Source organism: Paenibacillus taichungensis, from assembly GCF_047302525.1.
Taxonomy (GTDB): Bacteria; Bacillota; Bacilli; order Paenibacillales; family Paenibacillaceae; genus Paenibacillus; species Paenibacillus taichungensis_B.
Window position 1 is genome coordinate 5,347,595 of the sequence record NZ_CP168020.1, and the last position, 26,163, is coordinate 5,373,757.

Annotated in this window: 30 protein-coding genes and 1 pseudogene; 3 read left to right on the top strand and 28 right to left on the bottom strand. The window is 48.7% G+C overall.

Going from position 1 to position 26,163, the window contains the following annotated elements; all coding sequences use genetic code 11:
* Positions 1-32 precede the first annotated feature (32 nt).
* The 10 genes and pseudogenes from ACDJ58_RS24115 to ACDJ58_RS24160 form a co-directional block, all read right to left on the bottom strand.
* Positions 33-362, bottom strand: a complete 330-nt coding sequence (locus tag ACDJ58_RS24115; RefSeq protein ID WP_413373338.1) for a hypothetical protein — start codon at positions 360-362, stop codon at positions 33-35.
* Between the two features lie 13 nt (positions 363-375).
* On the bottom strand, positions 376-807 hold the full coding sequence (locus ACDJ58_RS24120; RefSeq protein WP_413373339.1) for a hypothetical protein: 432 nt from the start codon (positions 805-807) through the stop codon (positions 376-378).
* Between the two features lie 54 nt (positions 808-861).
* The gene (locus ACDJ58_RS24125) at positions 862-1,425 is read right to left on the bottom strand and encodes a hypothetical protein (RefSeq protein WP_413373340.1); all 564 of its coding nucleotides are present in this window, start codon (positions 1,423-1,425) and stop codon (positions 862-864) included.
* Positions 1,426-1,590, bottom strand: a complete 165-nt coding sequence (locus ACDJ58_RS24130) for a hypothetical protein (protein WP_413373341.1) — start codon at positions 1,588-1,590, stop codon at positions 1,426-1,428. It abuts the gene before it with no gap.
* A gap of 97 nt (positions 1,591-1,687) precedes the next feature.
* Positions 1,688-1,834, bottom strand: a pseudogene (locus ACDJ58_RS24135) (LuxR C-terminal-related transcriptional regulator); the annotation flags it as partial.
* 303 nt (positions 1,835-2,137) lie between these two features.
* Complete coding sequence (locus ACDJ58_RS24140; RefSeq protein WP_413373342.1) at positions 2,138-3,103, bottom strand: YhcN/YlaJ family sporulation lipoprotein; 966 nt, start codon at positions 3,101-3,103, stop codon at positions 2,138-2,140.
* A 230-nt stretch (positions 3,104-3,333) separates the two neighbouring features.
* Positions 3,334-4,353: a DUF4340 domain-containing protein gene (locus ACDJ58_RS24145; protein ID WP_413373343.1), complete on the bottom strand. Its 1,020-nt coding sequence runs from the start codon at positions 4,351-4,353 to the stop codon at positions 3,334-3,336.
* Positions 4,350-5,744 carry a GldG family protein gene (locus ACDJ58_RS24150; RefSeq protein ID WP_413373344.1) on the bottom strand — a complete coding sequence of 465 codons (1,395 nt, stop codon included), beginning with the start codon at positions 5,742-5,744 and terminating at the stop codon, positions 4,350-4,352. Before ACDJ58_RS24150 ends, ACDJ58_RS24145 begins: the two co-directional genes overlap by 4 nt.
* Before the next feature lie 4 nt (positions 5,745-5,748).
* Complete coding sequence (locus ACDJ58_RS24155) at positions 5,749-6,465, bottom strand: ABC transporter permease subunit (protein ID WP_413373345.1); 717 nt, start codon at positions 6,463-6,465, stop codon at positions 5,749-5,751.
* Complete coding sequence (locus ACDJ58_RS24160) at positions 6,462-7,592, bottom strand: ABC transporter ATP-binding protein (protein WP_413373346.1); 1,131 nt, start codon at positions 7,590-7,592, stop codon at positions 6,462-6,464. Before ACDJ58_RS24160 ends, ACDJ58_RS24155 begins: the two co-directional genes overlap by 4 nt.
* 239 nt (positions 7,593-7,831) lie before the next feature.
* On the opposite strand from ACDJ58_RS24160, the gene ACDJ58_RS24165 reads away from it, so the two are divergent.
* Positions 7,832-8,905 (top strand): glycosyltransferase family 4 protein, encoded by a 1,074-nt coding sequence (locus tag ACDJ58_RS24165; RefSeq protein ID WP_413373347.1) that lies wholly within the window; start codon positions 7,832-7,834, stop codon positions 8,903-8,905.
* A 74-nt stretch (positions 8,906-8,979) separates the two neighbouring features.
* Here ACDJ58_RS24165 and ACDJ58_RS24170 read toward each other — a convergent pair whose 3' ends face one another.
* Both ACDJ58_RS24170 and ACDJ58_RS24175 read right to left on the bottom strand, forming a co-directional pair.
* Positions 8,980-10,467, bottom strand: coding sequence for a DHA2 family efflux MFS transporter permease subunit (locus ACDJ58_RS24170; protein ID WP_376040611.1), 1,488 nt, complete (start codon positions 10,465-10,467; stop codon positions 8,980-8,982).
* Positions 10,468-10,730: 263 nt separating this feature from the next.
* Positions 10,731-11,078: a hypothetical protein gene (locus ACDJ58_RS24175; RefSeq protein ID WP_413373348.1), complete on the bottom strand. Its 348-nt coding sequence runs from the start codon at positions 11,076-11,078 to the stop codon at positions 10,731-10,733.
* 187 nt (positions 11,079-11,265) lie between these two features.
* Here ACDJ58_RS24175 and ACDJ58_RS24180 point away from each other — a divergent pair, with 187 nt between their 5' ends.
* Both ACDJ58_RS24180 and ACDJ58_RS24185 read left to right on the top strand, forming a co-directional pair.
* The gene (locus tag ACDJ58_RS24180; RefSeq protein ID WP_413373350.1) at positions 11,266-12,504 is read left to right on the top strand and encodes a glycosyltransferase family 4 protein; all 1,239 of its coding nucleotides are present in this window, start codon (positions 11,266-11,268) and stop codon (positions 12,502-12,504) included.
* Complete coding sequence (locus ACDJ58_RS24185; RefSeq protein WP_170867946.1) at positions 12,501-12,674, top strand: hypothetical protein; 174 nt, start codon at positions 12,501-12,503, stop codon at positions 12,672-12,674. The genes ACDJ58_RS24180 and ACDJ58_RS24185 overlap by 4 nt, the downstream gene beginning before the upstream one ends.
* Before the next feature lie 132 nt (positions 12,675-12,806).
* On the opposite strand, the gene ACDJ58_RS24190 is transcribed toward ACDJ58_RS24185, so the two are convergent.
* The 16 genes from ACDJ58_RS24190 to ACDJ58_RS24265 form a co-directional block, all read right to left on the bottom strand.
* Positions 12,807-13,523, bottom strand: a complete 717-nt coding sequence (locus ACDJ58_RS24190; protein ID WP_413373351.1) for a glycosyltransferase — start codon at positions 13,521-13,523, stop codon at positions 12,807-12,809.
* A gap of 237 nt (positions 13,524-13,760) precedes the next feature.
* On the bottom strand, positions 13,761-14,477 hold the full coding sequence (locus ACDJ58_RS24195; RefSeq protein ID WP_413373352.1) for a glycosyltransferase: 717 nt from the start codon (positions 14,475-14,477) through the stop codon (positions 13,761-13,763).
* Positions 14,474-15,415 (bottom strand): NAD-dependent epimerase/dehydratase family protein, encoded by a 942-nt coding sequence (locus ACDJ58_RS24200; RefSeq protein WP_413373353.1) that lies wholly within the window; start codon positions 15,413-15,415, stop codon positions 14,474-14,476. Before ACDJ58_RS24200 ends, ACDJ58_RS24195 begins: the two co-directional genes overlap by 4 nt.
* The gene (locus tag ACDJ58_RS24205; protein WP_413373355.1) at positions 15,397-16,224 is read right to left on the bottom strand and encodes a dTDP-4-dehydrorhamnose reductase family protein; all 828 of its coding nucleotides are present in this window, start codon (positions 16,222-16,224) and stop codon (positions 15,397-15,399) included. Before ACDJ58_RS24205 ends, ACDJ58_RS24200 begins: the two co-directional genes overlap by 19 nt.
* On the bottom strand, positions 16,221-17,207 hold the full coding sequence (locus ACDJ58_RS24210; protein WP_413373357.1) for a polysaccharide biosynthesis protein: 987 nt from the start codon (positions 17,205-17,207) through the stop codon (positions 16,221-16,223). Before ACDJ58_RS24210 ends, ACDJ58_RS24205 begins: the two co-directional genes overlap by 4 nt.
* On the bottom strand, positions 17,200-18,291 hold the full coding sequence (gene wecB / locus ACDJ58_RS24215; RefSeq protein ID WP_413373359.1) for a non-hydrolyzing UDP-N-acetylglucosamine 2-epimerase: 1,092 nt from the start codon (positions 18,289-18,291) through the stop codon (positions 17,200-17,202). Before wecB ends, ACDJ58_RS24210 begins: the two co-directional genes overlap by 8 nt.
* Positions 18,292-18,305: 14 nt before the next feature.
* Entirely contained in the window at positions 18,306-19,907 is a 1,602-nt protein-coding gene (locus tag ACDJ58_RS24220) for a glycosyltransferase family 4 protein (RefSeq protein WP_413373361.1), read from the bottom strand.
* 61 nt (positions 19,908-19,968) lie between these two features.
* Positions 19,969-21,108 (bottom strand): glycosyltransferase, encoded by a 1,140-nt coding sequence (locus tag ACDJ58_RS24225; protein WP_236703595.1) that lies wholly within the window; start codon positions 21,106-21,108, stop codon positions 19,969-19,971.
* Between the two features lie 62 nt (positions 21,109-21,170).
* Positions 21,171-22,265 (bottom strand): glycosyltransferase, encoded by a 1,095-nt coding sequence (locus tag ACDJ58_RS24230; RefSeq protein WP_413373363.1) that lies wholly within the window; start codon positions 22,263-22,265, stop codon positions 21,171-21,173.
* A 259-nt stretch (positions 22,266-22,524) separates the two neighbouring features.
* The gene (locus ACDJ58_RS24235) at positions 22,525-22,866 is read right to left on the bottom strand and encodes a hypothetical protein (RefSeq protein ID WP_413373365.1); all 342 of its coding nucleotides are present in this window, start codon (positions 22,864-22,866) and stop codon (positions 22,525-22,527) included.
* A 1-nt stretch (position 22,867) separates the two neighbouring features.
* Positions 22,868-23,167 carry a hypothetical protein gene (locus ACDJ58_RS24240; RefSeq protein ID WP_076290843.1) on the bottom strand — a complete coding sequence of 100 codons (300 nt, stop codon included), beginning with the start codon at positions 23,165-23,167 and terminating at the stop codon, positions 22,868-22,870.
* The gene (locus ACDJ58_RS24245) at positions 23,164-23,502 is read right to left on the bottom strand and encodes a restriction endonuclease subunit S (RefSeq protein WP_113056049.1); all 339 of its coding nucleotides are present in this window, start codon (positions 23,500-23,502) and stop codon (positions 23,164-23,166) included. Before ACDJ58_RS24245 ends, ACDJ58_RS24240 begins: the two co-directional genes overlap by 4 nt.
* Positions 23,503-23,525: 23 nt before the next feature.
* A complete protein-coding gene (locus tag ACDJ58_RS24250; protein ID WP_413373366.1) occupies positions 23,526-23,813 on the bottom strand; it encodes a nucleoside-diphosphate sugar epimerase in 288 nt (95 codons plus the stop codon).
* A 121-nt stretch (positions 23,814-23,934) separates the two neighbouring features.
* Positions 23,935-24,687, bottom strand: coding sequence for an amino acid ABC transporter ATP-binding protein (locus ACDJ58_RS24255; RefSeq protein ID WP_064635771.1), 753 nt, complete (start codon positions 24,685-24,687; stop codon positions 23,935-23,937).
* On the bottom strand, positions 24,684-25,394 hold the full coding sequence (locus ACDJ58_RS24260) for an amino acid ABC transporter permease (protein ID WP_413373367.1): 711 nt from the start codon (positions 25,392-25,394) through the stop codon (positions 24,684-24,686). Before ACDJ58_RS24260 ends, ACDJ58_RS24255 begins: the two co-directional genes overlap by 4 nt.
* Positions 25,395-25,398: 4 nt before the next feature.
* On the bottom strand, positions 25,399-26,142 hold the full coding sequence (locus tag ACDJ58_RS24265; RefSeq protein WP_413373368.1) for an amino acid ABC transporter permease: 744 nt from the start codon (positions 26,140-26,142) through the stop codon (positions 25,399-25,401).
* Between the last annotated feature and the right edge of the window lie 21 nt (positions 26,143-26,163).

The window sequence follows — 26,163 nt, forward strand, 5'->3', positions numbered from 1 at the left end:
TAAAGGATTGAGGCGGTAAGTTATGGGTGTTGTTATCCTTCTTGCCAATAGTCTGGTTCATCGTGTTTTTCGTACTCATCGTGAATCGCGATTAAAAAAAGAAGAAAATCTATTGATATCGTAGCTACTGATCCCTCACTGTTTATGAGCTTTTGTATTTCAACCTCGTCAGATTGCGATAATTCATGTTTTTTAGAAGGAACAATCTTTTCTAACCTCTTAACATCTTCATAAATCTTTCTCAACTCTGGAATAAGAAAGTTTATTTCGCTAACCCCATCCTCCATTTTTTTGTCGAATGCCCATATTGCAGTGTGTTGTTTCATGGACTTATGCAATATGGATGGTTTCATCGGCTTCATAATCCATCCCTCCTTACTCAAAAATAAATTCTACTAACGTACCATCAGGGTAATCCTCTAACTGATTACCTACCCAACTTCCAGCACCACGATTGTCCTTTGGAGTTATGTATTCAATATCTGCTCCTTCTCCACCTTCGGTACACATTGCCATGGGCCATTCATCGCGGTCATATCCTTTTTTAGTATCGATGCCACGTAGTGACAGTTTGCGGTTTTCATCTGCGCCATCACGGTCAATGGTGCATGTTGCTGCGTGACCGTTGTCTATCGCCTCCTGGATATGCTTGGCTGTCTCAGGATAGCGATCCGCAGGGAATTGAAGCTGTACAACTTCGTTTGATGTCGCTGGTGTTGCGTCTTTCTCATTTGCTTGGTTATTAAAATAGACCACGTACAGAGCCATAAGGAAACCTATGACAACAATTAAAAGTTTCTTCTTCATAATTTAATTCCTCCTATAAGGACTATTTCTTTGTCTATATGAAATAGTCCTGCGCTACTCTGATTCGTAAGTGTAAATCCCCGGAAATTCTGGACGTTCTCCTTTAGATATCGTGAGATACCTTGTGACAGCATCCTCGCCGAGAATTGTATAGTCATACAGATCAGTCTCTGTATTGAACCAAAATGTATATAGCGCCCCTCTTACCTTTACATCCACAACAACAACTGGTGAATCTGGTTCGTCCGCTTCAGGATCATTCGGATCACACCCAAAATCATCAACGCTAATAAATGAATGTTCCATCTCACGTAGAAAGGTGGCACTCTTTACCCGTTCTCTGACAAACTCAGTGAATGGAACATTCGTGAGCTTACGGATTTGGGCATAGTCTACGCCATCCTCATTCCCATATACATCTTCGAAAAACACACTATTGAACGATTCTTTGAATCCTTGCAAAAAAACGTCGGTTGATGATTGGTAAATATCAACCCGCTCCACAACGTATTCACCATTATGTTTTAATATCTTTGCTGCTCGTTCGTATTCTCCATCCCAACCGCCACGATGACAAAAACGGACCTTGCTTCCTTTTTTAGCACTGGAAATGTTCATCTAATTCGCCTCCATTTCACTGGTTAGAACATACTCGACTAAGAGAGGGCCGGATAGGATTTTACTTACCCATCCGTCATTGACCATCACCAATTCATGTTGCTCCATCTCTGCCTGGTCTTCATATTTGTATGTAATTGTGATCGTTTTTGAGATTCTCTCCATTTGGTTACCCTCCAAGGTTAAAGCCCTTCGGCTATAGATATGCGGTACATCAACAAAAAAAGAAGCACACTTTGTTGTGTGCTTCAGATTATACTATGTTCGAAATATGGTTACGCACCGTTTTCTCGCTGATGAATAACTGCCCTGCGATGTCACGCGTCGTTTTGTCCTGAACCAGTAATTCGAATACTTCGCGTTCACGGTGGGTCAACAGAAATTTGCTTTTATGATCGATACCCTTCAATGTTCACCCCTCCTTGCCTGGGTTGTGTTGGTGTAACAAGGTTAAGGGGATACAGTCAACTCATCTTATGTAGGGTCAAGGGCGTTGGTTCAGTTTTATCAAAAAAATGGGCAGTGAATTGCAATTTGAATGAATAACCCATGTAGGTACAAACTAAGTAACCCCTAATCGTCAATTTGGACTCGGTCTCATATAAGTATGTATCATTTTCTCAATCGTTATTTTCAATATCCCTCTAAAAACAAACATGCCCCTGCAGCTAATGTTGACCATCAGCGCAAAGGCATACTTGTCTAACCTAAATTACCGATTCATGCGGTTCATCATGCCATCGTTGTTGTTACGATTCATAATACCATCATCAAGCACACCATCACGGTGATTCGAGTTCAACGCATTCGTTGGGAAAATACGTTCAACCATCGATTGGAACGTGTTAATCATGCCGCTAACCGGTTTGCCGTTACGTATATCTGTGGCATAGCTCTCCACATGTTGAACAAAGTCCGGGTTAGCTGATACGTATACGTTCTCGACGTTAGGTGCAAATTGTTTGATTTTCGCCGAGATTTTGGATTTAATCTCTTCGGATGTGTTGTCATCCGTGCTGTCAATACGCGATGTTTCACTCTTCATCCCGTAGTGACCTTCGGTCATTGTACGTGCATTGCCATTGCCACTGTTAGTCAGACCACGCATCATGCCATAAGATCCGGTTCCCATGGTTCCATAGATACTGCGGTCATTGCCCATGTGGCTGCGATCCGTAGCTGCATTGGTGTTCAGTCCCGGAGCAATGCCACTGGTGCTGTATGGAGACATGGTTCCATTACCACCATTTACACGCAAACCGCCCATATCCTGACCCATGCTTTCTGTACGCATAGTGCCATTTGCACGGTTACGCAAAGATTTGCTTTCCAATTTGCCAGTGTGACCATCTGTCAAACGGACTGCAACATACGCGTTACGATCGGTCAGCATAACATGTGCTGACTTTACTTCCTTCATTTCTGAAATACGTTTAGCCAGCTCGTCACTTGATTTCAGGTCAGTGACGTTATGCGTGCGATAGCTTTTCGCACGAATACCATCCATTCCATTGGACTCAACACCATAACGGTTAATGCCTTTCACTTCATGACGAACACTTTGGGTGTGCAGATTGTTATCTTTTGTACTGGTTCCACAACCCGTCAATCCGGCCATTACGAAGATTGCAGTAGACAAAGATAAGCTGATTGCTGTCGCCTTTTTGGCTGCTGGCATGTCTCATCCTCCAATTATGTTGGTTTTGGTCACAAGGATAGGATGCTCTTCTGTACGGACCGATATGCTGAAAGGATATGGAACATCAGCTCTTTTATCTGGGACCAAACCAATTCTCTTCCACATAAAAAAAAAAGCGATGCTTGCACAAAGTGCAGCACCGCTATATATAATCGTTTATTTCCTGTTCCAGTTGAAGCCTTCATTATTATGTTGAAGGAGCCATTCACTTACTTGGATGTGGATGAGGATGAGGAATCTGCATCAGCATCATCTCCGCTCGAAGAAGATGTTGCATCTGATTTTTTGATCGAATTCGGAAATTGCTCCGCTTCCTTCAGACTAGCCGTATCCATCGGATAGGCCCATTGACCGTCCGGTGTGACTACCCAGATCTGATCCGGTTCCGATGGAATAGTAAGTCCCCGGTACACATCCGTAACAGCTTCTCCATTAACCGTCTGCTCAACAGATAAAGTAAAGCGTGGCACGGTTCCTTTCAGTTCAGAAGCTTTGCGCACATCCTCAGCTGTGGACAGGTTTTTAATTTTGCCAATCAGCGATACAGCATCGGTAGCTTCAACCGCTTCACCATTAAGCGTCCACGTCTGCTCTGCCGCACCCTCCTCTGAGGAAGATTTGAGCATCCAGGTGGCTGCTTCGCCTTCCCATTCCAGCGTAGTGACATTGGTTTCATCCAGATTAAACGGAGTCGTATCCAGCAGATCCTGCCGTGATTTTTCTATATTACTGATGGATTCCGTCTGTACAGCTACGACAGGTCCGGAGTCTACCCGCACATAACGAGCGTCATCTGCTGGCAGCTGAGCACCGATGCTCAGTTTGATCTCACGGTTATCCTTCAGTTGGATGTCCAGCAACGTTGCATCTGAACCCAATCCATACTTGGCGAGATCCTTCGGGTCTTCCTCCACAACCAGTTCCTGATCCGCACCACTTAAGGCATCAAGCCAGCTGCTAACCGTATAACCATTCAGAGGATAAGCCTTGGGTTCCACCATACTCCATACGCCATTCTTTAGTTCCAATTGTGAAGATGAGGGTTTTGAAGCACCTGATGTGTCTTTATTGTTATCATGAATCGTGATGGACTGTATATCGGCAGACTTAATACCAAGTAACTTGACCTTCTCCGCTTCCTCTTCACGAAAATAATTCTGACTGGCCGCATAGACCCATCCGATAATCAAGACCAATAAGACTAGAATCGTTGGGACCCATTTTTTCATACGCGTCTGCGCCTCCACCATAAGAGTACACCTATCATAACAAAAATGAGCGGGAATGCGACAATCGCCACGAAGAAAATGGTTCTGGCTTGCTCACCGTCGAGGTACGCCGTTTGATAACCGGATTGCACCCGTGGCCGGATCGTTACTCCATCTTCTTTTTCACTTAAATAATTGACGGTATTCAGAATAAAATCTCGGTTCCCACCGTTCACTATTTCCGAGTCCTGCATGAAAATGGATGAACCCAGAATTACAGCCTTCGGTTTGCCTTCTGTTGTATCCGCCGCATATCCAAGCTCAACAGGACCTTGTACATCCTGATCCGGATCGTTGGTTGTTTCGTTTTGCAATAAACCTGCAATGTTCGTCTCGCCATAACTGTCATCCGATGAATGAATGAGCGGGGACAACGTGTATTTATCCTGCTCTTTGCTCGTCAAGGCAATGGACAGGGATAACATCGGGTACAGTTTACTTTCTGATAGTTTATCCGTGATGCCATGTGAGCCATACTCTGGCACGACCCACAGTGGGCCCATTGTGCTGGCTTGCTGGTTATCCACCATGACTGCATGCTCATCAACCACGCCATAATCCGTCATGAGTGCATCGATATTTTCCCAAGTCAACTTCATGTCTTCGTGAAAACCGAGGGATAACAGCAATTTCCCTCCGTTACTCAGATAAGTCCGAATAGCCTTCAGTTCAGTATCACTAATATCCCGCTGTGGTCCAATAATCGCGAGCACATCCGCATCTTCTGGAACCTGACCAGCTTGATTCAGCTGAAGTTCTTCTGTCGTGATATTATTCTGTTCCAGAGATGAGCGCAGCGTAGTCAGTTGATCCAGACCAAGCTCCTCATGTCCTGTCAGGAAGACCATCTTGTGCATCTCCGTGGAAGATAAGTTCATTAGGGCTTGTGTCAACTTCTCCTCACCTGTGAACTGGTACGATCCATCGCTACCATCCCCGACAGCCGTGAATAGACTGGCGATATCAATGACTTTATGCTGATCGCCCTGTTCCAATACAATGGAACTGCCTGTGATGCCATATTTGGAGGCCAGCGTAGGCTCCTGTGTCAGATTGTATTGCTTCATCGTCAGTTTGTTGTTTCGTTTCGTATATTCCTGAACCATATCCGAAACTTCGCGGTTCAAGACCGTATTATTCGCATTTTCGACGGTTAACACCAGAATGTTGACGTCTTCTTTTACGTTTTTGATCGCGGTAAGAGACTGGTCTGACAAGGTATATTGTTTATTCGAGGTCAGATCCAGTTGGAAGCCGCCTAGCGAATTCAGAAACAGGGTCAGCAAAATAAAGATGCCAATCACCGCTACAGACAGCACGGTACTGTTGGTATGACTCAACCATTTTTTCATCTTCTCACCTCCACCGCTTCCGTTCCACAATTTGAATGCTTAATAGCAGAAACACACCTGAGAGCGTCACGTAATACAATATATCTGGGCCACTAAGTACACCCTTCGTGAAGCTGTCAAACCGGTTCGTAAGCGCAAATGGGTTCAGCCATTGCTGTAACGCAGATCCGGAATTGCCTGCAAATGAATCAAGCATCCATAATACGAGCAAAATAATAAAACCGGCTACCGCAGACACCATCTGGTGCTGAGATAACGTGGAAGCAAACAGTCCAATCGCCATCATGCTTCCGCCCAGGAAAAAGAGACCCAGTGCAGACAACCATACGGATGTCAGATCCAGTTCACCAAAGAAGGACATAATTAACGGATAAACGAGACTGCACAGAATAAGTACAACAAGAATGGCGAGTGACGCCAAATATTTACCGAAAATGATCTCGGTTACCCGTGCAGGTGAAGTCAACAACAGTTCGTCTGTTCCCTGCCGGAATTCCTCTGCCACCAGTCGCATTGTCAGCAACGGCACCACAAACAGCAGCATCGATAACGTGTCTCCCAGCACTAGGCGATAATCCACAATACTTGGCTGATAGTAGACAAAGCTGGAGTAGAACAGCAAACTTGTCATCAGTACATATACGGCAAAAGCGAAATACGACGTCGGTGACAGGAAATATGCCTGCAGTTCTTTATTGCAAACCGCCATCATTCGTCTCATTTGGTATCCTCCCCTGTGTGGGAATCAGATGGAGCGCTCTCGGACTTAGTCGATTGCTTCTGATCTGAAGCGGTGTCCGAATTGACCTCTGCATCTGCCGTCTGATTGGCGAGTTTCGCTTTATCAGCTTCAGGTTCCTTCGTTGCCAGTTCCGTTTCAGATTCCGTTTCGGTTGTGGTAAGCTTCAGGAAAATCTGTTCCAGACTGAGATTTTCTTTCTTCATCTCCAAGATCGGCAAGCCTGCACCAGACAAAAGATAGAACAGTTCCTCCCGGAAATCTTCGGAAGATTCACCGGTAAGCAGCATTTTGACCGTATCAGTAGAACCAGTGGATGCCTGCCCATCTGCTGCTTGAATGACTTCGCTCCGTACCTTCTCCCATGGTGTCAGCACATTATGTAATTGCTGCTCTGTTGCCTTCACTTCAATAGACACCTTGAACTGGTCGCCCATCGCTGAGCCAAAATGTTGCGGTGAACCGTCCAATACGAGCTGCCCCTGATTAATAATCAACATGCGATTACAAAGCGCACTCACTTCCGGCAAAATATGTGTACTGAGCAGCACTGTATGATTTTCACCCAGTTCACGGATCAGATCCCGTATCTCAATAATCTGATTCGGATCAAGACCTGAAGTCGGCTCATCCAGCACGAGCAGATCCGGTTTGTGAATAATGGCTCCAGCCAGTCCCAGACGCTGCTTGTACCCTTTGGACAGTCCGCGAACCAGTTGCTTTTCGCGACCTTGAAGACCCAGCCTGCTCACCATCTCACTGATCCGCAGTTTCACTTCACGTGTCGGGACATCCCTCAGATTAGCGACGAATTTCAGGTACGACTGTACCGTCATATCCGGATAAAGCGGCGGTGTCTCCGGCAGATAACCGATCTTGGAACGGACACTCCTGCCCTGATCGTGCACCGATATGCCATCCACTGCAATGGAGCCTGCCGTGGGATGCAAATAGCCCGTAATCATTCGCATCGTTGTGGTTTTCCCGGCACCATTCGGTCCCAAAAATCCAACAATCTCACCGCGCTCCATTGTGAAATCCAGTTGATGCACGCCGCGCCGTCCATCAAATACTTTGCTTACCTGTTTCACTTCGAGCACATCATTCATCCTTTCCCGTTAAAATACCCGTGTGCCATCATCGCTTTCTTCAGATGGTCAACACGGGAAGTTCCTTGTATCTTACGTGTTGTATCCTAAATACAGCTTAAAGTCACTTAAAAGAGAGCTTAAAAATATGTGTCTAAAATGTGAATAACACTTCATTCACCCACACCCTGCACTCTGGGGCAACGTACCTTACAGTACAGGAGCATGAGCACCTGCACAAAAGTCAGAGGGTGAACCGTGTGAAAGTACTATTCACGTTTTTTGTTCCAAGTGGCGGTGTAGATACTTTAAACCGATTGCGTACAGCCGTTCTGCAACGCCATGGCATCGAAGCGCATCTATTGTATCTGTACCCTGGCTCGGGAATGCAGAACAATACCAGCACGCCGGTCTTCACCGCTTCCAGTGATGAGGAAATTCACAGTTTGATTCATCATCATCGTTATGATGCCATTATTGTTACCTCCGATATTGCCATGCCGGGCAGATTAAGAGCCCTCGGGTATGAAGGACGCATTATCTATGAAGCACAGGGACTTGGGACGCGTGAACAGGCTCTGGAAACCATTCAGATGGGAGTACCTTATCTGCAAGCCCACTGTAACGCTGCGGTCATCCCTCCAACGGATCATTTACTGGAGATGTTCATCCAAATGTGCCCATGGCTTCATCGGTTTGTCATTCCCAATATGCTGGATACCAACACCTTTGCCCCTATTTCGGTGGACACCCCTCCCTATCCGGTACTTGCATGGGTGGGAAGGCTCGAACACAACAAAAACTGGCGGGAATATTTGACGATATCCAGCAAAATCATTAAAAAAATTCCGAAAGCCAGACTATGGTTGTTCCACGATCCGACCTTGGCTAATCCGGAGGACGAGGTCATGTTCCGACACATGCTTGCGGAGTACGGGCTTGAAGATCGGATTGGCATCTTTATCAACGTCCCCCATTCCCAGATGCCTACATTCTACTCCATGGTTGCAGCTTCCGGGGGAATTATGCTGTCCACATCCCTACTTGAAGGCTTTGGATACGCCGTTGCTGAAGCCATCAGCTGCGGCTGCCCGGTACTCAGTACCGATTCGGATGGTGTAAGGTCCTTTATAACACATAACCGAACGGGAAAATTCTATCCGATTGGCAACGTGAATAAAGCTGTTTCTGAAGCGGTAGACCTTATGCGCAACAAAAAGCTGCGGGAATATATACGCATTCAAGGCAGACAGCATATGGCCGTCTCCTTCTCACCTGATCGATACGCCACTTCATTTCGGGAAATGATGACAGCCTTGAGTATTTTCTTTTAAACAAAACAAAAAGGCAGTTCAGAAAGATGCTCTGAACTGCCCTAAATTAATTTCTTGAGATCGGCTTATAAGAATTAGTGTCCCATCATCATCGCAGGATCAGGTTGATCCCCTGTTTGAAGGGATTCTTCCTCCATCCGTTTTGGTTTGCGCAGGATTAGACTGAGCAGGCATCCAAACAGGGCAATGCACGCTGCCAGGAAGAAGGTGTCGTTAAAACCAGCCACTAATCCATTCACCACACCTGTAGCATCAGTCGCTCCGGCTGTATTGCTTGCAATATGGGAGGTCAGGAATCCGGTCAAGCCAGCAACTGCAAAGGACACAACTACTTGTTGTGCAGCAGCAGTAAGCGGGGTAACCCGACCTACCAGCTTACGTGGAGCAGCATTCAGTACATGCGTATTGAGTGGCATCATGGAGAAACCCATACCCAATCCCATCATGACAAGGCTAAGAATGATCAGACCAAGACCCGTTTCCGCCGTAATCGAAGACAGAATAAACAGTGCACCCGAGATGATACCCAGACCCACGAAAGCCAGTGGTCTTGCACCGATTTTATCAAATAAACGTCCACCAAGTGGCATACCCACACCCGAAGCAAGCGCCTGCGGGAGCAGAATAAGTCCTGTTTCCAGTGCAGTGTAGCCTTTGATTTGTTGCAGATAAAGTGGGATCAAAATCATCGCCCCGAACAAAGCAACTTGTGATACCCATGCCAGAATAATACCCCGTGTGAAATCAGATGATTTGAACACCCGAAGCTCCAACAGCGGATTTTTGTGACGAAGCTCCACGATAACGAACAGGATCAGCGCCACGCCTCCGACAATCACACCTGTCAGTGTTGTTGCAGACGTCCAGCTTGTTCCGCCTTCACTTACACCGTATGCGAGCATCGAGAATGCGATTGGTGCCAGAATCATACCGAGCAGATCAAGCGCAGGCGTGCGTCCACGATCCGTATCTGGCAGGAATTTGATACATAGAATAAACGCAGCAATACCAATCGGCAGATTGATCAGGAAGATCCAGTGCCAGCTGAATGATTCAATGAACCAGCCCGATAATACCGGACCCAGCGCAGGGGCCAACAGCATGGGAATCCCGAGCATACCCATGATAGAGCCTCTTCTTTCAGGAGGAGCCAGACGGAACACCATCGCCATACCAATCGGCGCAACCATGCCTCCGCCGAGTCCCTGGATGATACGGTAAATAATCAATTGTTCAGGAGATTGCGCGATCGAACATAATACTGAACCCAGAGTAAACATCGCAATCGTGAACAGAAATACTCTTTTGGCACCGAATCGGTCGGTCAACCATCCCGCCAGCGGAATGACGGCTGACAAAGCCAACGTGTATCCTGTCACCGTCCATTGAATGGTCTTCAGATCGGTCTCAAAATATTGAACCAGATTCGGAATCGCCACGTTAACCACCGTGCTGTCCAAGATGACCATAATCATCCCGACGATAATAGCCAGTAGCGGCAGAATAATCGTTTTAATCGAGAATTCCGCCGGGTCCTGGGGCACTGCTGTTTGTTGTTTCACTCTCTCCACTCTCTTTTCCGGCCTGGAGGCATTATCTTTGTATGCGCCTCTCCATCGGCCTTATATTCACGACGTTTCAAACTTTTGTTTTAAACCGTCGTTTTAAACTCTTGTTTAAGCATAGGTTAATTCTAATGAAAATACCTTTGCTGTCAAGCTATTTTTTTATTAGATAACGGATCAAGTATGTATGCCAAAAAATGGACCAGGTCTTCTCCTGCTCCACCCATTTGGTTAATCGTTCCTCATTGAAGTGAACTTTGCTAATCTGCCAACTTGATCATCTGATGCTCCGAAAGTATACCCAGGGTCTGGCCTTGGTCACTTCTGCAGTACATGCGAATAACCAGATGACTTGGTGTAGAACTGTTGCTAATGATACGCAGTTCGCACGGATCGGATGAGACCGCGAGATTATGAATAATGTGATTTCCCGTATCCGCCCCAATCCGACAAAGATAGCGATACAGCTCCCCACGGGTATGACTGATTCCTCCGACAAAGATATCCACATCGTCATTCCCCACAAATGACAATTCAATGTCCATATATCTCACCGGAACAACGGTTTGCAGCAAGTTTTCGTGAATCTCCAACACATATGCGGCCACGGTATATCCCTCCTGTAGAGCAGAGTTAAACCTTTCTCTAGATATGGTATGCCTTCTCTCGTCCATTGCTATTTGCAATCACCCATTTTAATCAATTCCACGGAAATGCCCACCCTTTCGTCTGCCTTTTTTCATAGACTAACAGGATAGAAGATCGGCCTGTGCAGGCCGTGACAAGGAGGTACCTATGAGAGTTCTGCTCGTGACCTATTGGGAGCTTACACAGATGGGTGGAATATGGACATATGTGAAACAGCTGGCTGACAGGCTGATGGCTCTTGGCGTAGAGGTGGATATAATGGGCACCAACGGAGCCAAAAATGAAGTGTACATTCGCAATCTCAATCGCTCCTTCTCCAAAGATAAGGTATGGCCCATGCTTCAAGCCAAACTTAATCCGACAGATTTGCCTCAGTTTACTGCCGATGCTCTCGTGGCTTATTATGAATTGAACAGGTATGCCTTTGAAATGGGAGCCGCATATCTCGGCGTTGATCATTATGATGTCATCCATGCCCAGGACCCGGTAGCAGCCGTCGCAATGAGACGCATATTGAACCGCAACACACCCATGGTAACGAGTTATCACGGAGCGCTCGCGCGCGAAGCCTTTTACGATGCTCAAAACTCTAACGCGCAGCTCACGCTTCCCGAATATTTGCAATCCAAACGCGGACGTTACTTCCTGTCATTGGAAGAGCGAAGCGCTGAACAATCCGAGCTTATTCTGGTCTCCAGCCATTGGATTAAGAGCACACTTACGGACCTCCGTGTTCCCGAGTCCAAATTTCGAATTATTCCTTATGCTGTGGATATTCCAGCCTACCGTGCCCAAGCGAGGGTCAAGTTCCGTCGACGCAAGCCAGCGGGCAAAAAAGTGATCGCCTTTACGGGCAGACTGGAGCACATCAAAGGGGTCCATATTCTGATCAAAGCGCTCTCCGGCCTGAAGAAGATTCGCTCGGATTGGGTCTGCTGGATTGCTGGAGAAGGTAATCTGATGGAGGATTTGCGCTCCCTAGCCAATGATCTTGGAGTAGGTGCTGACATCGTTTTCTGGGGTAAACTGGACAATATCCCTTCATTCCTACGCCATGCTGACATTTATGTACAGCCTAGCTTGCAGGATACGCAGCCTTTCTCGGTCACAGAGGCTCAACTCGCTGGATTGCCTGTCATTGTAAGCGGTACGGCAGGTATGCCTGAGATGGTGCAGCCTGAACATACCGGTTGGGTCGTGCCACCGCAGGATGTCGAAGCCCTTAGCTCACTGTTGAATGCCCTTCTGCAGGATGATGCCACCCTTGCAAAGGTAGGAGCAGCAGCCAAAGCATGGGCTGAACAACATCGATCACTGGAGGAGATGGGATTGCGCACGCTGCATGTCTACCAGGAAGCCATTCAGTTGGGAGGTCAGAGGATATGACATTGCTCGTACCCAGTGATTTGTATAATCGTTGGTTCTCCACCCCTGTGTCGACGACGCATATCGAGGTGGATTACGCTGTAATGAACGAATTAATGAGGAAGCTGCCCAAAGGTTACGTTTTCCCTGATCCGGCAACCATGCACATTCTCACTTCTGAGAAAAATTAGAGTTAAATAACTTTACAAACAGGATCAAATAAGAGGATATTCGTTGATGCCGCATTTACTTAACGGCAACCGAATACCCTCTTTTTCTTGCGGTTCACTATCTAGTATTCGTGCTTCCACGTCTTTTAGCCTCTACTTCCAGTAACCGCCAACCTGCAGTAGATTGAGTAGTACGGGCCGATGCTTCGCTTGAACAAGTTCCATCTCGGCTTTCAATGCCTCAAAGTGTTTCTTGGTTCCCATCGATTCATGAACCCGATAACACATCAGAGGCTCATTGTAATAGAACAGCTCATAAAGCGGAAACAGTCTCAGCCACATCTCATAGTCATGCGTGTAGCGAAAATCGGTGTCAAACATGCCGAACTTTCGAAAAGCATCCATCTCAAGCATCACGGTGCAACCGTTGATTGGGCAACCTTCGGTCAGCACCTGAAGCATCTCCAGACGACTCCCTACTTCTGGTCTGACGGTGTCCATCCATTCGCTGTTCGCATCTACATAATGATAGGCCCCGTGACAGAACGATGCCTTAACGTCTAGCATGAACTTCAGTTGTTTCTCTACCCGGTCCAGCAACATCACATCATCGGAGCTGAGCCAGACAAAGTAATCACCTGTCGCCTGTTTGATTCCCTCGTTTAACGCTGTTGCCGTTCCACCATTCTCTTTTCGAATATAGCGAATGCGATCCATGAATGGTTTCAGCCGCTTTACATGCTTCGTAGAGCCGTCATCCACCACAATGACCTCAATATGCGGATACGTCTGGTGAATGGCGCTGTGAACAGCCTGCTCGATGTACGCGCAATTATAAAAAGGAATGACAATTGATACTTTCGGCTCCATTCGGTCCTCCCCTTTCTCCGCGTGAATAATCACCATTCTCTCTATTATATGAGGGTAGATCCATTAGGTATCAGGCATCTGTTGCATAACGACGCATAAATTACGCACGACTAAATGAGCATTTTGCATAAATCCAAAGAGCGGCTTTCAATCAGTAAGATATAAATCGAAATGCTTATAAATAAAGAGGGCGTTATTCGGCCAGCTTGCGGCCTCCATAACCCCCACCAAAGTTCGTTATCCCCCCATGGCAGCAATCCGCTGCAATAATGGCTCCCGATATCTGGACCATACCATGGAGGCCTCCCGGCCGATGGCATCCGCGTAGCGTACCGTCCCCATTCCCCCGTGCCGTCGATATGCCGTAAGCGATTCGTTCAGATATGGAAAACGATGTCCGTTCAGCAGAATACGCATCCATAGATCCAGATCATGCGTATAAGGCAACAGTTCATCGAACAGGCCCACCGCACTAAACAGATCCCTGCGGACCATCACGGTACAGCCATTCACCGGATTACCGTTTACGAAGAGGCGCAGCCAATCCGGTTCGGCCATCGGTTCTGCTCCCCCGTTCAGCTTGGTAACTGCAGAGTGCTCATTAATGTAATTAAAGTTGGTATGTGAGATGAGCACATTCTCCCGTTGCATAAATTCAACCTGATGACGAATCTTATCCGGATATAAGAGGTCATCTGAACTCAGCCAGGCGATATAGTCCCCAGAGGCATGACGGATGCCGTGATTCAGAGCCGAAGCTGTACCTCCGTTGCTTTTGCCAAGAACATAAATGTAGGGAAGATAAGGCTTAAGCAGCTCTTCATGCCGGGTAGAGCCATCGTTGACGATAATGATCTCCACATCGGTATATGTCTGGTTCAATGCACTCTGGATCGCTTGAGGTACATAGGGACAGTTGTAAAACGGAATGACAATGGACACTCTCGGATTCATGTAGTCGACCTCCCCTGCTGGGTACGAACATCGCTCAGAATGTCCTGAAGAGATTGGGCAAAAGGAATCAGTGGCTGCCAGCCCATCTTTCGCAGTAGCGACAATTCCTCCTGTTCTCCAGCCCCGTCCGGACCGGAAGAAGCTCCGTCCCAGCGTACGGGAACTTCGGCTTCAGTCATGGTCAGCAGCGTATCCGCTATCTCGCCCAGACTTCGCTCATTGCCCGATACAACGGGATAAACAGTACCTGTCGTGCCCTGAACAAGCAAGGTTGCATATGCCCGGACTGCATCCCGGACATCCAGAAAATCACGGGTATTATCCCGGCCGGATAGACGGAAAGCCTCCGTCTTGCCTTCCTGTTCACAGGCGACAACATGACGTGCCAGCAGCGAACATATTCCCGTTGAAGGACCTGCCCCGATCAGATTACCCGGCTCTGCCAGCATAATCTGCTGTCCAAAGAGGGACATCCACGACAGCGAGACCATCTCCTCCAGTGCTTTGCTGAGACTGTACGGGTGGGGAGGCTGCGGAAGCCGGCCGGGTTCAGGGGTATATTTTAACCGGGAACCTACAATAACGGTCCGTGCCGCTGGACAGCTCCGGAGAGCATCCAGCAGATACAGGACAGCCATCACATTGGTCTCCAGTACAAGCAGCGGATCAGACCATGAATCCGGCACCGAATTTTTGCCTGCGAGATGCAGCACATAGTCCGGTTGCACCTCGTCAATCAGATGACGGACTTGCTGTTTATCGTTAAGATCACAGACATGTACAGCTACGCCACTGCCAAACGAATGCACACCGACTCGCCTGACCACTGCTGCAACCACCGCACCAGCTGCCCGGAAATAAGCGACCGCATGCCGTCCGGTAAAACCGGACGCACCTGTGATCAGCACCTTTTTGCCTGTCAGCTCTGCTCCATCCATAATGCCAGCTCCTTCAGCATTGTAGAATAATCCGGAAGGTCTGTCTTCACGTCCTCACGTGTGGACACCAGCGTACGATCCTGCACTACGCTATCATCCGGTACGACAACAACATCTTGCTTATCCCATGTCTGTTGGAACAGGATGAGCAGATCATGCTTGCTGACAGGTACCGGATGAGCCAGATGAATGAGGCCGCTAACGGGGGACGACAGATAATGATCTACCCATTTGGCCAGTTCAAGAGTGGTCACCCCATTCCAGAAGACACGCGTATACCCGCCAACTTCGCCTGTACAAGACATGAACCAGTGCATCAGACCGATACCGCCCTTCCGAATTTCAGGTCCAATAATGGACGTGCGGATCGTCAGATGTCCAGCATCCAGGACTTCACCCAGTGCTTTCGTGATCGCATAAGAAGATGTTCCATCGGTAACATCGTCCTCCCGGTAGCCCCCCCGATTCCCACTAAACACACAATCCGTACTGATGTGAATCAAGCGTGCACCGATCGTGTCGGCGACCCGCCGCAAACGATGCGGCAGAAATCCGTTAATGTGATAAGCGGTAATTCTGTCTTCATCTGCAAAGCTGTTCAAGACACCTACAGCGTTAACGATGACATCCGGGTGCACCGCCTCTACCAGACGGTCAACCATAAAGCTGTCGTTTACATCCAGCAACAGACCGTTAGGATCAGACACATCCCGGGTAGTATAGAAGACACTGTGGACGCCTTGACGGCGGAAATAGTCGACCAAGATATGGCCGGCCATTCCGTTCCCCCCAAGTATCAGCAACTTCATGACAGGAACCCTCCGCGTTGCAGAATGTCACGAATCTCCTGTTTGGTCATCAGCTGATGTTCCGAACTAAAACTGCTGAAGGAAACAGGGGGACAATTGGTATAATGCTCCTTCAGCCCCGGAATGCCGAGTGTAGGCAAAATCACCAAGTATTGCTCATCATATACAACGGTGGTCATACTCTCGAATTCACTCATCAGAATTTCATGAATCTTCTCGCCAGGCCGGGTGCCACGCTCCACAATGGACACATTCTCCACACCTGAATCTTCAATCAACACTTCAGCGAGATCCACAATTTTGCAGGTAGGCATGGTCATGACAAAAATCTCGCCACCCACGCTTTCCACCGATGCTTTGAACAGCAAGGTAATCGCATCTTTCAAAGTCAGAAAGAACCGCGTCATGTTCATGTCGGTAATGGATACTTGACCTTTGGATCGAATCTGATTCTTGAACAAATGCACGACACTGCCATTTGTTCCAAGTACATTCCCACCACGCACAGTGACAAACCGCGTATTGCTGTGAAGCAGATTGGCATATACGATCAACTTCTCACCGATCGCCTTTGTCATGCCGTAGAAATTGGATGGATTAGCAGCCTTGTCGGTCGAGATGTAAATGACTTTTTCTACATTATTTTCAATCGCAGCCTCGATGACATTCTGTGTGCCGATCACATTGGTTTTGAGTGCTTCGTAGGGTTGATCTTCACACACCGGAACATGCTTAAGCGCTGCGAGATGAAATACATAATCCACATGCTGACACGCAACCGTCAACGCTTCCTTGTCTCGAATATCACCAATGCGAAAATGAAGACGCGGGTCTTCGAATTCACGGCTCATCGCCACTTGGCTGGACTCATTCCGGGAGTATACGATAATCTCCTTGGGCTGCTGGGGCAGCAGTTGAGCCACAAGTTCATAACCCCATGATCCCGTACCGCCAGTCACGAGTATACGCTTATTTTCAAACATGCATTTTCCCTCCAAGCAGAAATTTAACCACTTTACTGGATACATCTGTTGCTTTGTAACCCTGCGGGCATTCCCAGTCGTTTGGCATTTCGGTCATCACTTTTACACAGCCCGCAATACGCTCCGCATCCAGACCCGAGACCACATTACTGCCGCAATCCACCGTCTCTGGCCGTTCCGTCGTACGACGCATGGTCACTGTAGGCACCCCCATGATGCAGCACTCCTCCTGAACGGTACCGCTATCCGTGAGTGCACAGCGTGCATGTCGTTCCAACATGACGAAGTCGAAAAATCCGAATGGCTCGTGAAATTCCACCAGCGGATTCATCTCCAGTTGCAGATGCTCGGCAATGCGAATAGCCGTTCGAGGGTGGATGCTGCATATGACTCGCATGGCATGTTCCTCAGCAACCTGATTCAAGCCTTTCATGATCTCCAGCAAATGAGGGGGATGGTCGACATTCTCCGCCCGATGGGCCGTAACCAGAAAATACTGCCCGGACTTCAGCTTCAATTTTTTCAGTATTTTGCTGGAACTCACCTGTGTGTCGTAGTGACGCATCACTTCATAGATCGGATTTCCTGTCAGCACAATTCGGCGACTGGGAACCCCTTCACTAACCAGATGTTTCTTGCTCTGTTCGGTATATGGCATATTAATGGTAGAAATGGCGTCGATAACCCTGCGATTTTTCTCTTCAGGCACATCCAGGTCAAAGCATCGATTGCCTGCTTCCATATGAATGACGGGTATGCCCATCCGTTCAGCCAGAACAGCACATAATGCACTGTTCGTATCACCGAGCAGCAGCACTTTATCCGGTTTCTCCTGGTTTAATAAATCTTCCATTTGCGTAAACATCGAGGATAACTGTCGACCCAACGAGGCCGCTTCATCCTGAAGGACGTGGTCCGGCGCCCGCAAGCCCATTTCCTTGAAGAAAAGACCGCTGAGACTTTCCGTGAAGTTCTGTCCCGTGTGTACCAGAATATGTTTGGACGCGTACTGGTCCAGCTTGGAAATGATCAGGCTGAGCCGTATAATTTCAGGTCGCGTACCCAGCACCGTCATGATCTTCATCGTAATCCCTGCCTTCATCGTCTATTGGATAATCTCCGGCGAACCCGGCTTCGTTTGGCTTTGCCAGGCGCACGTTTGCGGACAGTCGGTTGCACCACGCGCACACGTTGTTTCTTCTTTTTACTTGCCTTCAGTTTCCTCCTGCCAGTTCCCTTTCCTCGTTTCATTCGGTCACGAGCCCTGCTGCGTGGGGTTGAATGCGGGTAACGACTTCGTCCCGTTCTGTGGCTTGAGCGAGGTTCTGTTTCTTCATAGACAGGCTGACCTATGGCAAGAGGAGGCAAGGGCGAGAGTGGCAACGCCTGAATCATCGTCAATGGGAACAATCGTGCCCGAACCGAAGCCGGTTCCAGAATCAGCACGGTTCGCAAGCGGCCCTCACCCCATGCGTACACTGGACCATTCGGAGGCTGAATGTACGGAAACCATCCGGGAAAACGCATCAACCACTGTGTCACCATCGTATGCAGATTTGCCCTGTAGGTTTCAATACCGTACAGCTTTTCCGCTTCTGTCCGATTACGCCAACCGGTGTCGGAGGCCAGTTCAGGATCATTCAGCAGAGTTGTTGCCAGGGTGGCAAGCGCCTGGGAATCCCCGGGCAGGGCCAAAAATGCACCACTACCTACCGATTCCAGCAATTCCTTGAGTCCGCCCTGAGCAAAAGCAATAACCGGTTTGGCGAAATAAAGCCCCTCCAGTGCGGTCATGCCGAATCCTTCTTTGACCATGCTCGGAATGACCACCATATCCATGGCCGTATAGGCCAGCGATACGTTCTCTTCAAACGGAGTAAAGGTAAATCTGCGATAATAACCGGATTTTTTCACCCGTGATACACATTCGTCATAGTACTTTTTGTCCGCTGATGTACCAATGATCCAGAAACGGCAGCGCGAATGGGTTTCACACAATTGCAGAGCCATATCCACAAAAGGTTTCAGACCTTTGGCATCATATATGAAGGAAGAGATGTAACCGATGCAGATCTGCGATGACTTGAAACCAAGCTCTTTGCGTTTGCGTTCCCTCAAGTGAAGCCATCGCTCCGGGTCCGGTAAGGCCGGGTCCCAGGTTGGGGAGATCACGGTCAATTTGGCACTCATGCCGGCTTGTTTGAATGGAGCTACCGCACTTTCGGATATGCCTATGATCCAATCCGAGTAACGCCCAATCATCTGTACAGCCTCGTTTGTATGTTCATTCAACTGAATAATTTCGGTAATCTTCCAGATCACCGGAATCTGCAAAGACTTCGCTGCTACGGCAGGCATCACATTTACGCAGGTATTCGTTAGCACCAGATCAGGTGCAGTCTCCCGGATAAGGGAGACCACGTCCTGATAATCTGGTTTATGGCGAAGCTGTTCTGCATCGGTTGCAATCCCTCGGTAAGGTGTGTACACACCGTGAAGCATCGGCAGGAAGCATACTTTGACCTGAATATCGAATCTCCGTGCAAGTCCGGCAAGCTTTCCTTCCTGAGGAACCACGAGTACACAATCGAAGATGGAACCCATCTCTCTCATAAAATGAAGCAACAGCTTCTCCGCTCCCGTAATGCTGCGGGTGTTGCACACATGGGAAAATAACATGAGTTTAGGTTTAGTCGCCATGGCTGCACGGACCCTGAATACGAATATGCAGGGTGCTGTGCACACCTCCTTCCGGACAGGATTAAGGGAATATAATACTCAGCAGTTCGTTGATTCTTTTGCCATACGTGTGATCCTTCAATGTCCGTTCCAGCCCGCGAAGTGCAATCTCACGGCGTTCTTTCTCATGCGAGAGATAGTATTCAACCTTATCGAGCAGTTCCTGAGGGGAAGAGTAGGTCTCGATCTCCACACCCGGTTTATAGAAACGTGCCAGATCATCCCGCGCATCGGTCAATTGAAGGGTCGTGGAAGCCGCAATTTCAAATGTTCTCGGATTCGGGGAGGCTGGTGGAATTTTAACATGGTTGTTGTTAACGGAATCGTCTTCGTGGGAGCGGTGAAGGTTGATGACAATTTTGGTACCGTTATAGACATCGTTCGTTTCCTGAGGACTCATCCAGCGACCCAGTTCGATCTTCTCACCGTAAGCAGCATAATCAGGCAGGCGATCCCACCAGATGCCGTTAAATACGGTATTGTGTGACATCAGCTGTGACATGATTGGATTGAAGAAATATACCCGGTTCCAGTAGGCCGAACCGATAAAGCTGACTTCCCGGTGGAGTGAAGATGGCGTCGTAATTGGGAAGTAGTGATTAGTGAATGCAGCAAAGGGCAGGTAGTGAACAGAAGGACAGCCGTTTTGTCGATACAACTCGACACAGTTCAGTTCCAATGTGAACACATGGTCGAAATGCTGAACTGTCTCAAGCGTCATATCCGTATAGTACGGATCATCCGTGAGCCAAATTGCCGTCTGAATGCCTGCTTGGCGAATCGCATCGAGATGTTCCAGCGGAATATCCATGCCATCCAGCACAAGCACCAGGTCAGGGCGGGTTTGCAGCGCAATTTCAGAAACAGGTTGACGCGGATCGGAAAGGGTTACCTGTGCAACCATGCCCTGCAATGTTGCCATGATGGCTTCGTCCAGTGGGGAATATGGGAATCCCTTACCCGAAGATACATACAGCACGTGAAGCTGCCGGAAAGGCAATGGCTCCTGTGCACAATTGACGATATAGTTGGCACGGCCGCGCAAATATCCTTCTTCCTTGCCCGCATCATATCCGGCATGTTGCCCGTTTTTGCGTGCTTGGTCAGCCAGACTGAGCACTGGTGCATGAAACTTTCTCGTTTTACGGTGTTTGAGAGACATACCGCCACTCCTTTTATTTTTGGGATAGGGTTCTCTTACTCTGCTGTCTTGCAGAAAGAGATTTACACGTGCTCCAGCAGCTGAGCAATACGACGGGTGAACGTATGCTGGTTAAGTGTGGTAAGCAGCCCACGCCAAGCTAGGGCTCGCCGTTCCTCTTCATGGTGCAGATAATATTTGATTTTGTGCTGAAGTTCTGCCGCCGTTGTAAAGGTCTCGATGTCATACCCAGGCCGGTAGTAGCGTGGCAGATCATTGCGTGCATCCGTTATCTGCATCGTGCCGCAGGCACTGATCTCATACGTCCGCGGATTAATGGAATGACCTTGGAGATGATGCGTATTGCGGTTGTCTTCCCCATTCTCGCAAGTCCGGTGAATGTTAATGACAATTTTGGCACCGTTGTAATAATCCACTGTCGTTCCGGGATCAATCCAGCCTTCATGGATGAAGCGACCCAGTACATCGGAGCGTGTCAGCCGGTTCCATTGGCTGCCGGCAATGAATACCTTTTTGTCCGCCAGAAAAGGAGCCAGTTCGTCGAACAGCGCAATTCGGTTCCAGAACCCGGTGCCGATAAAACAAATGTCGTACTGATGCTGCGGTGCCGTACGCCTTGGTTGAAACATTCCCGGGTTCACTGCCAGTGGCATATAGATCACCCGACCCGCTCCATGTGCAGTATAGAATGGCACAGCCGCTTCTTCATGCGTGAACACGACATCATAATGCTGACAGATGGTTGTCGTATCTTCGGTAAAATACGGATCATCCACAAACCATACTGCTGTTCGAATTCCCAGTGCCCTTATGCCATTCACCTGTTCCAGATGATCGGGGGGAAATACGTGTAATCCATTCATGACCAGCACCAGATCGGGTCTGTGCTGGCTGGCTTCCTGCAGCATGTTTGCCGGCGATCCGACAACACATTCACGAACAGATTGCTGCAAGGCTCCAATGACGCCTTCATCGATGGCATCGAATCCTTGAGGAATGTACAGCACTTTCATATTCCGCACGGTCGGCTCAAACATCTGCACTCGTTCCATCATGGCCTGACAGCCGCCAAATCTGCGGCCTTCTGCATATCCGCCACGGTAAGCCGTCTCCGCTTCTGTAGGCGGTCGGTGTCGTCGTTTTGCCACATCCTTCACCCTGTCTTCCTTCAGGAGATCCCACTTCCAGATTCTCCCCGTGATTGGTGTTCCCTCTAAAGGATATGCCCCGGGGTCAGATGCATCATGGACGGGTGTCCTGCAAGGCGCAAAATTGGCGTCTGCCCTCCACATCCGCCTGCACGGGCATGTCCGCTTTTGCGGCGATACAAATAACCCGGAGGGATCTGTCCCCCCGGGCAATCGTCATACACTGGACATGCTATCTATAGTCATCAGAAAACGTACACCTATTCTGTTATTGCGCTTTGTAAGCCAGCTGATGTCCGTCCTCGAATCCCTTGGCGAAACCCGCGTTGAATCCCTCGTTGTACGCCTCGTTGTACCCCTGGCTGTAGGCGCTGTCCGGGTTCGGATCGGTAGGGGTAGCCGGGACGAATGGTTGTGCGGGCTTCAGACTCCGATGCCGCCCTGCCGCACGTTTCTTTTTTTTGAGCCACGCACTGCGTCCTTTGAGGGTACGTTTGTGCAGTACACGTTTGCCTTTGACCGCACGCAGTTTACGAATTTTACGCAGACGGGCCCCACGAGCAAGCAGCGCTCTTTTGGTTCTCAGACGTATTTTTTTCTTCTTTAACATGTCAACATTCCTCCTGTATGTTCCGGACCATGCGTATCGCATATCCAGGGTCTTTGAGCCATGGCACACCAGGCTCCCCATGCTGGATTCGGGCCAGTTGAATCCCCGTAACCATCCGGGACATCTCCTCTTGATAACGGCTCAGCAAACGAATGTTCTCGGCCAGACTGCGGGCGGATACTTCCGAGTGGGCAGACACGCTGGCCACACTGTCCAGAATGCGGGCGAGCGCCTGCTGACTGTGTGCAATGGACTCAATGAGGGACAGTTTCGCTTCCTGCTCACGCCGCAACAGACTCATTTTCCGAGATCCCCCATATCCATACCGCCAAACATGCCACCGTCCATGCCGCCTTCTTCACCATCGCTCTGCACCATGATGGCCTTCAGGTTGTTGCATAATCCGGTTTCCATTCGGGTCAACCCTTCCAGTATTTCCACCAGCTGATCATGCATTTTGAGTGGCTCAGCCACCTGATCACTATGCGTCAGAAAAGCCTCACCGTTCAAATGATTTAGCGCCCAGTTCCTTACCTTCTCGGCTTCAATCGCCTTGGCCTCCAAAATCAGAGCAATATTCCACTGCATCTTGGCTGCTGCATCCAGCATCAGTATGAGACTTTGTTCTCTGCTCATGTCCATTCACCCGCCTTCCGGGCTTATTCTTCCTCTTGACTCGTCATTTCCCGCATCACCTGGGTCAGCGTTTCGGCTACGGCTTCTTCCAGGTCTGCCAGGCCTCCCAAATAGGAGATGATGCTTTTGTTGATTTGTCCCGAGCTGTCCAGCAGACCGTCAACGCCATCCAGCTCTGGTTCGATATCCGGCAAATGATTGATGATTTCAGACATGCGCACAGCGACTTGACGTTTGGCATCCAGTACACGCGCAACCTGCTGGTGAGAATGTGCAATATGTGTGAGTATTTCATCGATTTTGCTCTGCATGGTCCTCCTCCTTACCGTTACGGCCTGCTTCACCCATAGAAAAACCCGGCCTATCAGCATTTGCCTGCTACAGCATATGCCGGGCCGGGATCGTCAGTTACTCCAGCTTGCGCCTATATCGTCAGATGACATAACTCCAATCGGATGAGTATCGGCTGAGGAATTGGCGGGTACGTTCCTGTTTGGGTCGCACAAATACTTCCTCCGGTGTTCCTTCTTCCACTACGGAACCCCCATCCATAAATACAACTCGATTCGCCACCTCGCGGGCAAAACCCATTTCATGGGTGACAACAATCATTGTGATACCTTCCTGGGCAATCGATCGAATGACGGACAGCACCTCACCTACAAGTTCAGGATCAAGCGCCGAGGTAGGTTCATCGAACAGAATCACCTCTGGATTCAGTGCCAGCGCCCGAGCAATGCCAACCCGCTGCTGTTGTCCACCTGACAGCATGCTGGGATACTCATTAATTTTGGCGGACAGACCCACTTGTTCAAGGACACGCAAGGCTCGTTCACGAGCATCTGCTTTGGACATTTTCTGGGCGATGATTAATCCTTCCGTAACGTTATCCAGCACCGTCTTATGTTTGAAGAGGTTATAATGCTGGAATACCATCGCCGTTTTTCGCCGTAACTGCACAATGTCATGTTTGCGGGCATGCTTGCAGTCTACGGTTAATCCGCTAATTTGTACTTTGCCCTCATCGGCACGTTCAAGAAAATTCACACAACGCAGCAATGTCGTTTTGCCGGACCCGCTCGGTCCAAGAATGGCAACAACATCCCCCTGCTCCACAGTCAGATCAATACCTTTCAACACTTCCTGCTGACCAAAAGATTTGTGTATATTCGTCAGTGATATCATGACACCCCTCCTTTGCTGTACACGGCAACTCTGCGTTCCAGCAAAGCTGTAATCCGTTCGGCAATCACCGTCAGACCCCAATAGATCAATGCGGCAGCAATGAAAGCCTCCAGAAATTTCAGACTGACTGAAGCCACCACATCCGCTTTACCGAGAATATCCATCTGTGACACGGTAAACGCAAGTGTTGATCCATGCAAGAAACCAACAAACATGCTGCACAGATTTGGCAGAACCGCACCAATCGCCTGAGGTAAAATAATGCGTCTCAACGCCTGAGAGGTACTCATGCCCACGGCATGTGCAGCTTCCATCTGCCCGGTATCCACCGCCAGAATGCCGGAACGGATAATCTCAGACATATAAGCTCCCGCAGTTAACGAGAAAGCGAATAGCACAAACACCAGAATCGGAATGGAAGACGACTGAAAGGCCCAGCCGTACCGGGCAGCAAGCTTGTCGATGATCAGGGGAATCCCGTAATAGATTAGAAACAGGTGCATCAGCATCGGTGTCCCCCGAAAAAACGAGACATAGAAATCAGCGATCCGGTAGATCCAGGCAACCTTATAGATTCGAATTAAAGCGGTGACTAGACCAACGCCAAAGCCTGCGATCAACGGTACAATCGTAATGACGAGTGTTAGTGGCAATGCCTTTAGAATCTGGAAAAAAGATGTGTAGATAAAGTTGAAATCAATAGACATTCGCTCACCCCGCTATTCGTTTCAGGCGTTCAGCTCTTACCGCTGGCCCACGGACTTCTTTCTTACGTTCGTGACGCTGGAGTCTGCGTTCTGCTAGAGTAAACCCTTTTTCAAGTACAAGCACGATAACATAGTAGACAATCGACAGACTGATATACACTTCAAGTGCATGCGATGTAGCCGAGATCAGCGTTTGCCCCCTGCCCACCATGTCCATGACCCCAATCGAAAAAGCAAGTGACGTATCCTTTAACGAGCCAATCAACGTATTCGCCATATTCGGAAAAGCAACAATGAGTGCCTGCGGAACCACAATGCGCCGAAACGACTGAAACGTGGTCAAGCCCGCAGCATAAGCTGCTTCCGTCTGCCCTTTGTCCACACTGCGTACAGCTCCACGAAAGATTTCAGCAAAGGACGCTGCATCACTTAGCGCATAAGTCACAATGACGAATACCAGTGGATCGGTCCTGGACAGATCAACCCCTATAGGCTTGAGCAATTCAGGTAATCCGTAATAGACCAGAAACAACTTGATGAGAATCGGTGTGCCCCGCATGAAAGAGACGTACAGGGTCGCGAGCTGGCTCAGCACCGGAATCCGGTATAACCTCGGAACCGCCAGAAGCACACCGCCCACCAGACCGAGCACAATGGAACCGCCCAGTACAATCAGTGTAATATGCAAATATCGCAGCAGTTCAGGGACGAAATCCAGAACCAATGACAGATCGAATGATTTACCCATAACCGTCGCTCACCTTTCTCA

Excerpts from the sequence above, each read along its gene's own strand:
- ACDJ58_RS24115 (WP_413373338.1), bottom strand. The coding sequence starts at position 362 with ATGAAGCCGATGAAACCATCCATATTGCATAAGTCCATGAAACAACAC.
- ACDJ58_RS24120 (WP_413373339.1), bottom strand. The coding sequence starts at position 807 with ATGAAGAAGAAACTTTTAATTGTTGTCATAGGTTTCCTTATGGCTCTG.
- ACDJ58_RS24125 (WP_413373340.1), bottom strand. The coding sequence starts at position 1,425 with ATGAACATTTCCAGTGCTAAAAAAGGAAGCAAGGTCCGTTTTTGTCAT.
- ACDJ58_RS24130 (WP_413373341.1), bottom strand. The coding sequence starts at position 1,590 with ATGGAGAGAATCTCAAAAACGATCACAATTACATACAAATATGAAGAC.
- ACDJ58_RS24140 (WP_413373342.1), bottom strand. The coding sequence starts at position 3,103 with ATGCCAGCAGCCAAAAAGGCGACAGCAATCAGCTTATCTTTGTCTACT.
- ACDJ58_RS24145 (WP_413373343.1), bottom strand. The coding sequence starts at position 4,353 with ATGAAAAAATGGGTCCCAACGATTCTAGTCTTATTGGTCTTGATTATC.
- ACDJ58_RS24150 (WP_413373344.1), bottom strand. The coding sequence starts at position 5,744 with ATGAAAAAATGGTTGAGTCATACCAACAGTACCGTGCTGTCTGTAGCG.
- ACDJ58_RS24155 (WP_413373345.1), bottom strand. The coding sequence starts at position 6,465 with ATGAGACGAATGATGGCGGTTTGCAATAAAGAACTGCAGGCATATTTC.
- ACDJ58_RS24160 (WP_413373346.1), bottom strand. The coding sequence starts at position 7,592 with ATGAATGATGTGCTCGAAGTGAAACAGGTAAGCAAAGTATTTGATGGA.
- ACDJ58_RS24180 (WP_413373350.1), top strand. The coding sequence starts at position 11,266 with ATGAGAGTTCTGCTCGTGACCTATTGGGAGCTTACACAGATGGGTGGA.
- ACDJ58_RS24185 (WP_170867946.1), top strand. The coding sequence starts at position 12,501 with ATGACATTGCTCGTACCCAGTGATTTGTATAATCGTTGGTTCTCCACC.
- ACDJ58_RS24190 (WP_413373351.1), bottom strand. The coding sequence starts at position 13,523 with ATGGAGCCGAAAGTATCAATTGTCATTCCTTTTTATAATTGCGCGTAC.
- ACDJ58_RS24195 (WP_413373352.1), bottom strand. The coding sequence starts at position 14,477 with ATGAATCCGAGAGTGTCCATTGTCATTCCGTTTTACAACTGTCCCTAT.
- ACDJ58_RS24200 (WP_413373353.1), bottom strand. The coding sequence starts at position 15,415 with ATGGATGGAGCAGAGCTGACAGGCAAAAAGGTGCTGATCACAGGTGCG.
- ACDJ58_RS24205 (WP_413373355.1), bottom strand. The coding sequence starts at position 16,224 with ATGAAGTTGCTGATACTTGGGGGGAACGGAATGGCCGGCCATATCTTG.
- ACDJ58_RS24210 (WP_413373357.1), bottom strand. The coding sequence starts at position 17,207 with ATGTTTGAAAATAAGCGTATACTCGTGACTGGCGGTACGGGATCATGG.
- wecB (WP_413373359.1), bottom strand. The coding sequence starts at position 18,291 with ATGAAGATCATGACGGTGCTGGGTACGCGACCTGAAATTATACGGCTC.
- ACDJ58_RS24220 (WP_413373361.1), bottom strand. The coding sequence starts at position 19,907 with ATGGCGACTAAACCTAAACTCATGTTATTTTCCCATGTGTGCAACACC.
- ACDJ58_RS24225 (WP_236703595.1), bottom strand. The coding sequence starts at position 21,108 with ATGTCTCTCAAACACCGTAAAACGAGAAAGTTTCATGCACCAGTGCTC.
- ACDJ58_RS24235 (WP_413373365.1), bottom strand. The coding sequence starts at position 22,866 with ATGTTAAAGAAGAAAAAAATACGTCTGAGAACCAAAAGAGCGCTGCTT.
- ACDJ58_RS24240 (WP_076290843.1), bottom strand. The coding sequence starts at position 23,167 with ATGAGTCTGTTGCGGCGTGAGCAGGAAGCGAAACTGTCCCTCATTGAG.
- ACDJ58_RS24245 (WP_113056049.1), bottom strand. The coding sequence starts at position 23,502 with ATGAGCAGAGAACAAAGTCTCATACTGATGCTGGATGCAGCAGCCAAG.
- ACDJ58_RS24250 (WP_413373366.1), bottom strand. The coding sequence starts at position 23,813 with ATGCAGAGCAAAATCGATGAAATACTCACACATATTGCACATTCTCAC.
- ACDJ58_RS24255 (WP_064635771.1), bottom strand. The coding sequence starts at position 24,687 with ATGATATCACTGACGAATATACACAAATCTTTTGGTCAGCAGGAAGTG.
- ACDJ58_RS24260 (WP_413373367.1), bottom strand. The coding sequence starts at position 25,394 with ATGTCTATTGATTTCAACTTTATCTACACATCTTTTTTCCAGATTCTA.
- ACDJ58_RS24265 (WP_413373368.1), bottom strand. The coding sequence starts at position 26,142 with ATGGGTAAATCATTCGATCTGTCATTGGTTCTGGATTTCGTCCCTGAA.